The 12358-nt window shown below is 63.2% G+C and carries 12 protein-coding genes; 2 read left to right on the top strand and 10 right to left on the bottom strand.

All coding sequences use genetic code 11. The annotated features are described in order from the left end of the window. Positions 1 to 10 precede the first annotated feature (10 nt). From HMPREF0291_RS12170 to glf, 5 genes are read right to left on the bottom strand one after another with little or no spacing between them, the layout of a single operon-like run. Positions 11 to 799: a cation:proton antiporter domain-containing protein gene (locus HMPREF0291_RS12170; RefSeq protein WP_005288030.1), complete on the bottom strand. Its 789-nt coding sequence runs from the start codon at positions 797 to 799 to the stop codon at positions 11 to 13. 6 nt (positions 800 to 805) lie between these two features. Beyond that, on the bottom strand, positions 806 to 979 hold the full coding sequence (locus HMPREF0291_RS12165) for a hypothetical protein (RefSeq protein ID WP_332247655.1): 174 nt from the start codon (positions 977 to 979) through the stop codon (positions 806 to 808). Beyond that, positions 972 to 1598 carry a cation:proton antiporter domain-containing protein gene (locus HMPREF0291_RS12160; protein WP_005288026.1) on the bottom strand — a complete coding sequence of 209 codons (627 nt, stop codon included), beginning with the start codon at positions 1596 to 1598 and terminating at the stop codon, positions 972 to 974. The genes HMPREF0291_RS12165 and HMPREF0291_RS12160 overlap by 8 nt, the downstream gene beginning before the upstream one ends. A gap of 55 nt (positions 1599 to 1653) precedes the next feature. Further along, the gene (locus tag HMPREF0291_RS03505) at positions 1654 to 2409 is read right to left on the bottom strand and encodes a hypothetical protein (protein WP_232210319.1); all 756 of its coding nucleotides are present in this window, start codon (positions 2407 to 2409) and stop codon (positions 1654 to 1656) included. 9 nt (positions 2410 to 2418) lie between these two features. Then, on the bottom strand, positions 2419 to 3609 hold the full coding sequence (gene glf / locus HMPREF0291_RS03500) for a UDP-galactopyranose mutase (RefSeq protein WP_040423464.1): 1191 nt from the start codon (positions 3607 to 3609) through the stop codon (positions 2419 to 2421). A 152-nt stretch (positions 3610 to 3761) separates the two neighbouring features. Between glf and HMPREF0291_RS03495 the strand changes: the two genes are divergently transcribed. Further along, positions 3762 to 5873 carry an N-acetylmuramoyl-L-alanine amidase gene (locus HMPREF0291_RS03495; RefSeq protein WP_005288018.1) on the top strand — a complete coding sequence of 704 codons (2112 nt, stop codon included), beginning with the start codon at positions 3762 to 3764 and terminating at the stop codon, positions 5871 to 5873. Positions 5874 to 5876: 3 nt separating this feature from the next. Here the strand turns inward: HMPREF0291_RS03495 and glpK are convergent, their stop codons facing one another. Beyond that, positions 5877 to 7373, bottom strand: a complete 1497-nt coding sequence (glpK, locus tag HMPREF0291_RS03490; protein WP_005288015.1) for a glycerol kinase GlpK — start codon at positions 7371 to 7373, stop codon at positions 5877 to 5879. Positions 7374 to 7607: 234 nt separating this feature from the next. On the opposite strand from glpK, the gene HMPREF0291_RS03485 reads away from it, so the two are divergent. Continuing rightward, entirely contained in the window at positions 7608 to 8417 is an 810-nt protein-coding gene (locus HMPREF0291_RS03485) for a hypothetical protein (protein WP_198002213.1), read from the top strand. Between the two features lie 175 nt (positions 8418 to 8592). On the opposite strand, the gene HMPREF0291_RS03480 is transcribed toward HMPREF0291_RS03485, so the two are convergent. From HMPREF0291_RS03480 to serS, 4 genes are read right to left on the bottom strand one after another with little or no spacing between them, the layout of a single operon-like run. Further along, positions 8593 to 9420: an HAD family hydrolase gene (locus tag HMPREF0291_RS03480; RefSeq protein ID WP_005288009.1), complete on the bottom strand. Its 828-nt coding sequence runs from the start codon at positions 9418 to 9420 to the stop codon at positions 8593 to 8595. After that, positions 9420 to 10268, bottom strand: coding sequence for a lysophospholipid acyltransferase family protein (locus tag HMPREF0291_RS03475; RefSeq protein ID WP_005288007.1), 849 nt, complete (start codon positions 10266 to 10268; stop codon positions 9420 to 9422). The genes HMPREF0291_RS03480 and HMPREF0291_RS03475 overlap by 1 nt, the downstream gene beginning before the upstream one ends. Beyond that, positions 10265 to 11092 (bottom strand): lysophospholipid acyltransferase family protein, encoded by an 828-nt coding sequence (locus tag HMPREF0291_RS03470; RefSeq protein ID WP_005288004.1) that lies wholly within the window; start codon positions 11090 to 11092, stop codon positions 10265 to 10267. Before HMPREF0291_RS03470 ends, HMPREF0291_RS03475 begins: the two co-directional genes overlap by 4 nt. Continuing rightward, positions 11089 to 12342, bottom strand: a complete 1254-nt coding sequence (gene serS, locus HMPREF0291_RS03465; RefSeq protein ID WP_040423463.1) for a serine--tRNA ligase — start codon at positions 12340 to 12342, stop codon at positions 11089 to 11091. The genes HMPREF0291_RS03470 and serS overlap by 4 nt, the downstream gene beginning before the upstream one ends. Between the last annotated feature and the right edge of the window lie 16 nt (positions 12343 to 12358).

Below are 12358 nucleotides of genomic sequence, written 5' to 3'. Positions count from 1 at the left end.
CAAAAGCCCCTTACTTCGGCTCCCACAAGCTGCTCGGGCCGATGAGAGCCTTGCGGTTGCGCGCGAGAATGAGGCGGTCCAAGTCAGCGAGCACCGCGTCGACATCGGACGGGTTGTACCGGCGCTCGCGCCGCGCCCGCTGCAGCTCGCAGCCGGCGGCACGCAACGCCACATCTTGCATCTGCACCGCACCAGCGCGGGCGCGCAGAAACGCCTCCTTGCGTTCCTCGGAGCCTTCCGGATCCTGCAAGCGCTTCTCCGCAATCGAGTCCAGCCACTCCTGCACCATCTTGTACGCCTCAGGCTGGTACTCCTCAGCGTGCTCGCGCACCGCCTTACGCGCAGCCGCGTACGCCCGTTGGTTCAGCTCCTCAAGCGCCTTGTCGGCGCCAGGCCCGCTTTGCAGGTCAAGCTCGTCCACGAGCCAAGGGAGCAACAACCCCAGCACCACCATCGTGCAAGTGAGCACAGTCAGCGCGATGACCGACAGTTCCTGATGGTAGCTCGTCGCCGACGCCGGGATTGCCAGCACCAGCGCCGGCGTGACCAGCCCGCGCATGCCTGCCCACGCCATGAGCAGGACCTCCTGCAGCCGCAGCGGAGAGACGTTCGTTCGGTGCTTTTTCTCGTTGAGTTTGTACAGCACCCACATCCACACGAAGCGCACCGCAAACGCGACGACGGACAGGACAACGCCCACCTGTACCGCCTGCCAGATGTGCGTGCCCGCGGTGTCCAGCGCGTCACGCACGCTCATGCCGATCAGGCCGAACGCCACGCCGGTAAACAGTAGCTCCACCGTCTCCTAGAAGGAGTGGCCGGTCAGTCGGTCTTCTGCGGTCATGGCGGAACGCGAGGACATCTCCACCACGGCGATGACGATTGCGATGACGCCGGGGGCTTCGATGGCCTCGCAGCCTGCGTAGATGGCGAACGGGAGCACCCAGGTAAACGCCGTGCGGATCACGGAATCAGGCACAGAGTTGGCGACGACAGCGGCCAGCCTGCCCACAACCAGGCCGATCAGCACCGCGGCGATGGCGGCGTAGAGGAACTGCAACACCCTTGCCAGAGTCGACCTCGCCGTGCGCGACCGCGGCTGCCATCGCGACGTTGAAGGTCACGATGGAGGCGGCGTCGTTGAACACCCCCTCCGTCTGCAGCGTGCCGGTGATGCGCTTTGGGATACCGGCCGGGCCCGCCACCGCATCCACGGCCACCGGGTCCGGCGGGGCAATCGCGGCGGCGAGCACCATCGCGGTGGCCAGGCTCAGCCCCGGCAGCATCCACATCGCTGCAGCGGTCAGCGCGGCGATGGTGAGGAACACCAGGATGATCGACATGGTCAGCACCACGTTGAGCTGGGAGCCGATCTGCCCCCAGCTCGTGCACCGGGCCAGCGGCCACAGCAGCGGCGGCAGGAAAATCGGCAAGATCAAGTGCGGATCGATGGACACCGTGTCGATGCCGGGGATGAAGATCACCGGCGCGACCACCACGGTCAGACGCGCCGGCCACGGCAGGCCGGTGCGCTCACCGATCGCGGCGACGAGGACGGTGGCGAGCAGTAGTCCGATGATTGCGATAAAGGTTCCCACGGAGGGGCATCCTACGACGCTCGAGCAAAGCCGGTAGCTAGATGGGCATACCTCTCTAAAATTTGCTGCCGTCGCCTGTCCCGCGCTTGCGAACAGGTTCCAATTCAAGGTGCTGAAGTTGTAATGAAGCTGCGAGATTGGCCAGACTGTCGTCAGTGAGCAGATCGGGCTGGCGAACAAGCAATCCGGTGAGCTGCTCCATTTCGTGTTCCGGGATAGATGCAAGCTGCGCGCGGACCTCGTCCAGATCTGTAGCCCCCACGATTTCCGCACCGGTAACCAAACGCATCTGTTCTTCTGCGAAGGCTCGCGCAGCCGCCGCGGCAATCATTCGAGCCTGCGCTTCCGCACTCGACATCTTCGCTCGTGAAGTCCCCTCGTCCTTCTGAGCGAGATCGGAGGACTGGGCTTCTTCCACACGATCTTGATTCTCGCTCGTGGTAGGCCTACTTCGCGCACGAAGAGATCGCCTCTTGACGCGCCGGAACGACCCTGCCCCCTTGTCCCACCACGCTTTGACGCGGGGGGCCGCTAATTCAGCGCCCTTTACTACAAGAGCAGCCAGAGCCCAGGCGATAGCCTCCCTCATCTCATCATCGAGGAGTTCCTCCCGCCTGGCGTCACTAGTGACGTATACGGTTTCATGGATAACTTCCGGTTTGAGCTCTGACTCTTCCATTGGCACGAACCGGGCATTGCCCTTGAGCTTTCCGTCGGCATCAAAAAGAGTTTGGTGCCAACCTCCCTCCTTTTTGTTGCCCGGGTGAAGCTCAGGATCGTCCCATTCGTAGTAACCGGGTTGTCTCGGCAAAATATCCCCCTAGTGCCCGCGCGGCTGGTCGATCGCCTTCCCGTTCTCGAAGTACGGGCGAACGTGGTTGTCAAAGACGGACAGGGCCGCTCCGATCGCCATGTGCATGTCCAGGTACTGGTAGGTGCCTAGGCGGCCACCGAAGAGGACCTTGTTGTCGCGGGATTCGGCGGCAGCGAGACGTCGATAAGCTTCGAGCTTGGCGCGGTCATCGGGCGTGTTGATCGGGTAGTACACCTCGTCGTCGTCCTCTGCGAAGCGGGAGTACTCCTTCACAATCACCGTCCGGTCCTCCGGGTAGGAGGACCGCTCCGGGTGGAAGTGGCGGAACTCGTGGATGCGGGTGTAGGGGACATCGGCGTCGTTGTAGTTCATCACCGGGGTGCCCTGGAAGTCGCCCGTTTCCAGCACTTCCTGCTCGAAGTCGAGGGTGCGCCAGCCGAGACGGCCTTCGGCGTAGTCGAAGTAGCGGTCCAGCGGGCCGGTGTAGACAACCGGGGCATCCGGCGATTCAGCGCGGACTTTCTCGCGGACATCGAACCAGTCGGTGTTCAACTGCACATCGATGAGTTCGGACGACGCCATGTTTTCGAGCCAGGCGGCGTAGCCGTCGACAGGCAGGCCCTCGTACTTGTCGTTGAAGTAGCGGTTGTTGAAGGTGTAGCGCACGGGTAGGCGGGAGATGATCTCCGGCGGCAAATCGGTGGGGTCGGTTTGCCACTGTTTGGCGGTGTAGTGCTTGACAAAGGCGTCGTAAAGCGGCTTGCCGATGAGCGCAATACCGCGCTCCTCCAGATTCGTGGCAGCGGCGGGGTCGAAGCCTTCGCGCTGTTCCTCAATGAGCTCGCGCGCCTCATCCGGCGAGTAGTAGCGCCCGAAGAACTGATTGATCAGGCCCAGGCCCATGGGGAACTGGTACGCGGTTCCGTCGTGCATGGCGAAGACGCGGTGCTGGTAGTCCGTGAAGTCCGTGAAACGGTTGACGTACTCCCACACGCGGTCGTTCGAGGTGTGGAACAAGTGGGCACCGTATTTGTGCACCTCAATGCCGGTTTCCGGTTCCGGCTCGCTGTAGGCGTTGCCGCCGATATGTTCACGTTTTTCGACGACTAACACACGCTTTCCCAGCTCAGACGCTGCCTGTTCGGCGATAGTGAGGCCGAAGAATCCGGATCCGACGACGATGAGGTCATAAGTCATGCGTTCCAGCGTAGTGGGGCCGGAGCGCCACGGCAGGGACAGACGCGACACGCCGAAGATTCACAATGTCACCAGTTGTCACACGAGCCACTTAAACTTTGTTGTGATCTAGATTAGTCACAGCTGTCACAATTAACTCAGGAGCGATCACCGTGAAAGCACGTACACGTTTGAACCCGTCTTCCCGCAGGAAGACGCCGGTCATCGCCGCCGTCACCTCCGTAGCCCTTGTTGCCGCTGGTGTTTACGGCGGGAACGAGATTCTCAAGACCCAGGATGCCGCCGGTGCACAGATCGAGGTGACCACCTCGCAGGCATCGCTTTCCGACGCTGAGAATGTCGTCGTCGACGACCCAGCCGTCGCAACGCAGGGCGCAGAAGGCGACGCCGCCCGCACAGTCAAGGAGTTCACCCGCGACGAGGAGTTCTCCGTGTTCGGCCTACAGTGGGAAGGCGACCGCGACATTGTCGCCTTCGTCCGCGCCGAGCGTGCCGACGGCTCCTGGTCCGAGTGGTACCCGATGGACCTGCTGTCCACCCCCGAGGACGCCACCCACCAGGGCACCGAGCCGATCTACGTCGAGCCGACCAAGAAGGTGCAGGTCTCCACGGCCAACGTGGACCTCATCGAGAACGGCGACCTGAACATTGGCGGAACCGAAGTCACCGACCAGGACGACATTCCTGACGTTCCGCTTCCGGACGATGCGCTTCCCGACTCTGACCCGGTCGACCTCCCCGACGTGCCCGACGCCGACTCCCCCGCTGTCATGGGCGACGCACCGGCGCTGCCGACCAACTACGGTGACATCGCACCGGTGGCGGACATCGAGGAGCTCAGCGAAGAAGGCGCCGAAGAGCACGGCGATGAAGACCCCGCCGAGGCTCCGGCCGAGGCTGCTCCGGTGACCACCGCCAGCGACCTCGAGGCCGTCTTCATCGACGGCGGCGAGGGCACTGTCGATGGTGCGATCGCCCCGGCCCAGTACAACAGTAACGGTATGCCCAAGGTGATCACCCGCGCCTCCTGGGGTGCGAAGAACGCCACCGGCACGAGCTACACCGAGCCGACCAAGGCCGTCACGGTGCACCACACTGCTGGCTCCAACAACTACACCGCAGCTCAGGCACCGGGCATCATGCGCTCGATGCAGGCCTACCACCAGGGCCTGGGCTGGCAGGATCTGGGCTACAACGCCGTGGTGGACAAGTACGGCAACATCTACGAGGGCCGCGCAGGCGGCCTGGACCGCGGCCCGCAGGGCGCGCACGTCGGCGGCTTCAACTCCAACACCTGGGGTGTGTCCATGATGGGCGACTACTCCAAGACAGCCCCGACCCCGCAAGGGCTCAAGGCCATGGGCGACATCATCGGTTGGAAGGCCGCAAGCTCGAACTTCGACCCGACCGGCACCGTCTACCTGCGCTCCGACTACTCCTTCCGCGGCACTAAGTTCCCGAAGGGCTCCGGCGCGAACTTCCCGGCCATCAACGCCCACCGCGACTTCCACTACAACGACTGCCCGGGCGACATGCTCTACTCCCAGCTGGGTACTGTCCGCAGCCACGCGAAGACCAAGTACAACGAGATCAAGGGCGGCGGTGCAGCACCGGCACCGAAGCCCGCTCCGAAGCCGAGCAACGGCAACAACGGAAACAACGGCAACTCCGGCACGGTGAAGGACTCGAACGGCACGGAGACCAACATCAACAACGCGGCGAACCTGTCCAGCGACATCTCCTTCGAGGAGATCCTCAGTGGTGACCCGGCAGCAATCGCTGCTGCCGTGGGCTCTGTCGCCGGTGCTGTGCTCCTCTTCATCGCAGGCAAAGACCTGATTCCGGAGGAAGTCTCGAACGTGGCCAACATTGAGGTCCTGCCGGGCATGACGCTGTCCAGCCTGCGCCCGCACATCGGCAAGATCGTCGAGATGTCCGGCAGCGAGGATATTCAGGACACCTGGCGCAAGGTCGATCCGATCCTCGGCCAGCTCGACGGAGTGGTCAAGGGTGTCGGCGGCGACGAGTACGCCTTCTTCGAAAACGGCGTCGAGGCGCTCTCCTCCGACGGCAGCAGCGTGGTCATGCCCGAGAAGATCGCCGACGCCTGGCTCAAGCAGGGCATGGACCTCGGCCCGCTGGGCAAGCCCGTCAAGAGCGACGAAGCAGCCTCCGGCGGTGACGTCCGCGTCGACTTCGAACGCGGCAAGATCACCTACAACGTGCAGACCAACAAGCTGGACGTCACTATCGACGAGCGCTAACCGCTAAGGCGCCAAGTCCAGGGAGCGGGAAACCGCTTCCTCCCATTGCGAAACGAGCCGGTCCCGGTCGGGGCCGGCCATTTCGTTTTCCCAGGTGGTGTCCCCGCCGAGGCTCAAGGGGTCGTCGATAAGCCCAGCGCCAAAACCCGCGGCACTGGCCGCGCCCATGACTGTCGTCTCCATGTTGTCTGGGCGGACCACGGTGGAATTGAGCATGTCGGCTTGCATTTGCATGAGCAGGTCGTTGGCGGTCATGCCGCCGTCGACACGCAATGCGTCGATGCTGATGCCGGAGTCTTTCTCCATCGCGTTGACCACCTCGAGCGTTTGCAGGCAGGTCGCGTCGAGGGCGGCACGCGCGATGTGGCGGCGGTCGATGTAGCGGGTGATGCCGGTGATCACGCCGCGCGCGTCCGGGCGCCACCGCGGGGCGAACAGGCCGGAAAACGCCGGAACGATCACCACGCCCGCGGAATCGTCGACCTGGCTGGCAAGCGTCTCCGACTCGGCGGCGGAAGACAGGATGCCCATCTGGTCGCGCAGCCACTGGATCAGTGAGCCGCCAACCGCAACTGACCCCTCCAGCGCATAGACCGGCTTCTTGCCGTCCTGCTGGTAGGCGACGGTGGTGAGCAGGCCGTGATCCGAAAACTGCGGCTCCTCACCGGTGTTGAGCAGCATGAACAGGCCGGTACCGTAGGTCATCTTCGCGTCGCCCTGCTCGAGACAGCCCTGGCCGAACAACGCGGCCTGCTGGTCGCCGAGCACACCCGTGATCGGCACGTCGCGGCTGCCCTTGCGTCGGCGCATGGTGCCGAAAGAACCGAAGCTCGGCCTGATCTCCGGCAGGATCTTGCGCGGGACACCGATCTCTTCACAGAGCGAGTCGTCCCAGTCGAGGGTCTCCAGATCCATGAGCAGCGTGCGCGATGCATTCGTCACATCGGTCACATGCTGGGCACCGCCACGGCCGAAGACCGAGCGCTTCCCGCGCGCGCCGCCGGTGAGATTCCAAATCAGCCACGTATCGACGGTTCCCGCCAGCAACTCCCCCTTCTCCGCCCGCTCCCGAGCACCCTCGACGTTATCCAGGATCCACGCCCACTTCGGACCCGCCGGGTACGAGTTGGCCAACAGGCCCGTCTTCCGCAGGTAGCGGTCCTTCTCTCCCTCCCCGACACGCTCGGTACGGGTATCTTGCCAGACAATCGCGTTGTAGACGGGCCTGCCTGTGGCTTTGTCCCAGACCACGGCTGTTTCCCGCTGGTTCGTCAGGCCGACGGCGCTGATGTCTTCGAGCTCCAAGTCAGCGTCGACAAGCGCCTCGGACAGCGCGCGACGAGTATTGCGCCAAATCTCCCGCGGATCGTGCTCCACCCAGCCCTCACGCGGCATGATCTGCTCATGCTCGAACTGCGCCGTCCCCGCCACCTCACCATCGGTGGTGGTGATGTAGCAGCGTGTCGACGTCGTCCCCTGGTCGATGGCAGCGATGTACATGGGGGCTATTAAACCTTATGGGGTTGGGGGTCGCGCCGGTGCCTAGCGGCGCCGGAATACTGCTGGCGGTTTTCCGGAATACTGCTCATGCGAAGCTGCAGGTCAAAAGGATGCGTTCTTGCTTATAACCTCGAGCAGTATTCTAAGGCCTGAATGCTCACTGCAGTGCGCACGGTGATGCTGCGCTGCCAGGTCCAGCTGGTTCATGATGGACACAGGAAACCCGGGGGGATCATGGACAAGCAGGCAGAACTCGAACTGATACTGGAATCAATCCGGCACTGTAGGTCAGCGGTAGTCACAGGTCCTGCGGCTGCGCGCCTTATGGGTGTGAACACTCTGACTTGGGTGAGGAAGACAGATGTCCTCCTCCGCAATGGTGCGAAACCCCGGGCCAAAATGAAAGGGCAGCTTGTGTACCGCAGTGCCATCCTCAAGCCCCACGAGATCCGGGAGATCAACGGGGTTGCAGTAGTGAGGCCAGTGAGAATGCTCCTCGATACACTGCGCTACCACGGACGTCTCGAATGCCTCGTAGCCTTGGAATCTTTGCGGAACAAGTGGCCTGACAGGTTCACACAGGCCCTTCTTCTGGAGTCGTGTGAAACTCTTCCCCGCGCAAAGGGGGCCAAGGACCTGCGTGAACTCATTGAATATTCCGCCGACACCAGCGAAAGTCCCCTTGAAACCGTCGCGCGCGATCGGTTGCTGCAGCTTCCCGAAGTGGTCACGCTCGAACCTCAGGCAGAGATCGCCTACCGAGGCGATTATGGGGAACTATGCCTCTCACGGGTGGACTTCTTAATCAACGGATTCCTCGTCGCAGAGGTGGACGGGGCAGCAAAATACTCCGGCATATACGGGGATCCACGAAAGGTGATTACCCGGGAGAAGACGCGAGAGAACGGCATTCAAGCCGAGGGCTTCCCGATCGTGCGGGGAGATTGGACATCAGTCATGGAAGGCATCTTCGCCAACCGAGTTGCGCAGATCGTGCGCGCGGAAGAGAACAGGAAGTACTCCATCTACCGGAGAGGTGCCTAGCGACGCTGGAATACTACTGGGCAGTTTCCGGAATACTGCTCGTAGAAAACACCAGGTCAAAAGCGTGCAAAAAAGCTTATATGCTCGAGTAGTATTCCAGGCCAGCAAGGCAGGGCCCAGCAAGGCAAGCGCCAGCGAGCGGGCGGGCAGGTCGGGCTGGCCGGACTCCAGCGAGCTAGAACCACCGCTCCAGCACCCGGGCCACCCCGAAGTCATCGTTCGAGGTGGTAACAAAGTCAGCGGCATCGTGAACGATCGGGGCCGCATCCGCCATGGCCACTCCCATGCCGGCCCAGGCGAGCATCTCAATGTCGTTGGGCATATCGCCGAAAGTGAGCACCTGCTTCTGGTGCACGCCATAGTGGGCGGCCAGGGTGGACACGCCGGTGGCTTTATTGATGCCGGGGGCGGAAATCTCGATCAAGCCATCGTTCATGGAGTAGGTGACGTGGGTGTCGGCCGGGTCGATGAGCGGAGCGACAACGTCGAAAAGCTCGGCGGAATTCATGTCGGCGCGCCGGACAAGGATCTTCGCGGCGGGCACCGAGGTCAGCTCGTCAACGTCGACCACGCCGTACCCGATGTCCCACAGGTCTGGGCTGTACCCGGGGGTGATCAGGAAGCATTCGTCCTCGGGGTCGAAGGCGGAAGATCCGACACGCTCGACGCCGAAACCGTACTCAGAGGGCGAAGCCGGCCCGAAGACCTCCTGCACCGCGGCGGCAATGTCGCGCAGGGTGTCGGGCTGCAGTTCGTGGCGCGCCAGGACTTCATCGCGGGCAGGGTCGTACAGCACGGCACCGTTGGCGCACACGCTCAACGGGGTGAACGGCAGCTGGTCGAGGACGGGGGTGAGCCAGCGGTGGGGGCGGCCCGTCGCTAAGCACACGTGCGTTCCGCTGCGCACTGCGCGCGCCAGCTTGTCCCGCAGGCGGGGACTGACGCGACCGTTGCTGTCCAACAGTGTGCCGTCAATGTCGCTGACGATGAGCCGTGGTGCCACTACTTCTTGCCCTTCTTCCTGGCGCGCTCGGCCTTCTCCCGCTCCTTGATCACGCGGGCCTCCTCGAGCGTCGGCGCCGAGCCGCCCATGGAGGCCGGCATCCAGTCCAGGCCCGGCGGGAAGGGGCCGAAACGGTCGTTGTACTGGGCGCGGGAGACGTCGAGAAGCTCCTGCATTGCGTCTTTGAGCCGCTGCGTGACCTCCTCTGCCGTGCCATCAGTGGAGATAGCGGGGCCAATGTTGATGACAATCGGGTAGTGGTTTCGGCCCAGGCTGGGTTTGCGGCCCTTTGTCCAAAAGCGCTGCGTGCCCCAAGCGGCGACGGGGATGAGCGGCGCGTCGGACTGCTGCGCAATGCGGGCGGCACCGGTCTTGAAGTCCGACAGTTCGAAGGACGGAGAGAGCGTACCGTCAGGGAAAATGCCCACGACCTCTCCGTCTTCCAGGCGTTCAACGGCGGTGATGATGCTGTCCGCACCGAGGGACCGGTCGACTTCGATGTGGCGCACAGAGCGGCAGACCGGGCCGAGCAACCAGTGGTCGAACAGCTCTTTCTTCGCCATGTAGCGCGTCGGGCGGCGGCCGCGGAGCATGCCCGGCAAAGCGCCGGCGATGAAGTCGTAGTAGCCGATGTGGTTCGTCGCAACGAGAGCCGGCCCCTCAACCGGAACGTTCTCCAGGCCATGCACGAAGATCTTCACTCCCTTCGCACGAAGCAGAGGGATCATCGTGTTCCTGATCGCCTGATACATCCGCTCGCGCTTCCAACCTGGCTGGATGGGCACCACCGGAACGTCAGCGGGGATGTAGAAAATCCCGTTCTCTACGCGGTAATCAGGCTCGTTCACTTCTTCGCCTCCCGTGCAGCTTTCTTGGCGGCCCGCTCGCGCTCCAGGATCTGGTTCGCCTCCTCCAGCGTCGGGGCACTGCCGCCGAGGGAGGCCGGCATCCAGTCCAGACCGTCCTTGAACGGCCCGTACTTCTCGGCGTACTTTTCCCGCAGTTCTTCGAGCTGCGCCTGCATTGCGTCCTTGACCCGGCGCGTGTCTTCTTCCGCGTTGCCGGTCGCCCAGATCGGCTCGCCGTAGGAGACGAACACCGGTGTCTTGGAGCGGCCAAGGTTCTTCTTCAGGTCCTTGGTCAGGATGCGCTGCGAGCCCCAAATCACTGTCGGGATCATGGGCACACCAGCTTCGTGCGCGATGCGCGCGGCACCCGTCTTGAACTCGGCGAGTTCAAACGACCGAGAGATCGTCGACTCTGGGAAGATGCCCACGAGCCCGCCGTCAGCCAGCCACTGTGTGGCCTCGCTAATCGACGCCGCACCCGCCGCACGGTCCACCGGCACATGCTTCATCCCGCGCATCAAGGACCCGACGATGCGCATGTCGAAGACCTCTTTCTTCGCCATGAACCGCACCAGCCGCTTGCCCTGCAAGTGTGGGCCGATGCCGGCGATGATGAAGTCGTAGAACCCGGTGTGGTTGATCACGTACAGGGCTCCGGACTCGGTCGGGTTGTTCTCCGCGCCGAAGATGGTGAAGCGCAGCCCTTGGGCGCGCATGATCCCTTTGAAACCGGAGATGATCGCCTGATAAAACCGCTCGCGGGATTCTTTCGGGTGCGGGGCGGGTGGGGTGAAATCGCTGCTTGCGACGTCGAAAAGCGTCATGGCGTGAGCACCTCTTTCCCGACCCACGGACGCAACGCCTCCGGCACGACAACCGATCCGTCTGCCTGCTGATTGTTCTCCAGGATGGCTACGAGCCAGCGCGTGGTGGCCAGCGTGCCGTTGAGCGTCGCCGCGGTCTGGGTCTTGCCGCTCTCATCGCGGTAGCGCGTGTTCAGGCGGCGGCCCTGGAAGGTGGTGCAATTCGACGTCGACGTCAGCTCGCGGTAGGTGTCCTGCGACGGCACCCACGCCTCCGTGTCGAACTTGCGGGCGGCCGATGAACCGAGGTCGCCAGCTGCAACGTCGATAATGCGGTACGGCACCTCGACCGCCGCAAGCATTTCGCGCTCGAGTCCCAGCAGCTTCTGGTGCATCTCCTCGGCGTCCTCGGGCTTGCAGTAAACGAACATCTCCAGTTTGTCGAACTGGTGCACGCGCAAAATGCCCTTGGTGTCCTTGCCGTAGGAGCCCGCTTCACGACGGAAACAGCTCGACCACCCCGCGTACAGCAACGGCCCATCCGACAGATCGATGATCTCGTCGCGGTGGTAGCCGGCCAGAGCGACCTCAGAGGTGCCCACGAGGTAGAGGTCATCGCGCTCGAGGTAATAAATCTCCTCGTCGTGGGCATCGAGGAAGCCGGTGCCCGCCATGATCTCCGGGCGGACCAGTACCGGCGGCACCATGACCTTGAATCCGGCCTCGCGCGCTTTCTGCGCAGCCAGCATGAGCATGCCGAGTTGCATCCACGCACCATCGCCGACCAAGTAGTAGAAGCGGGCGCCGCCGACTTTCGTGCCGCGCTTCATGTCGATGATCCCCAGGGCTTCGCCCAAATCCAGGTGGTCCTGCACCTCAAAGTCGAACTCCGGCAGCTCGCCGACGTGCTCGAGCACCTCGAAGTCCTCTTCGCCGCCCGCGGGAGCGCCCTCAATGACGTTGGAGATGGCGTATTGCAGCTTGACGACGTTCTCCTCCGCCCTCTTCTGCGCCTCCTCGGCCTCCTTGACCTTCGTCTTTAGCTCGTTGGAGCCCTCCAGCAACGCGGGCCGTTCCTCCGGCGAAGCCTGGCCGATCTTCTTGCCAAAGGCTTTCTGCTCCGCCCGCAAGGAATCCGCCGTAGCGATCGCTCCGCGACGCTCCTCATCCGCCGCCAAGAGAGCGTCTACCAGCCCCGGATCCTCACCGCGGGCGTGCTGGGAGGCACGGACGACATCGGGATTTTCACGCAGAAACTTCAGATCAATCACGGTTATAACACTACCG

The sequence above is a fragment of the Corynebacterium genitalium ATCC 33030 genome, assembly GCF_000143825.1.
Lineage (GTDB): Bacteria > Actinomycetota > Actinomycetes > Mycobacteriales > Mycobacteriaceae > Corynebacterium > Corynebacterium genitalium.
This window is presented reverse-complemented; position numbering and strand designations above follow the sequence as displayed.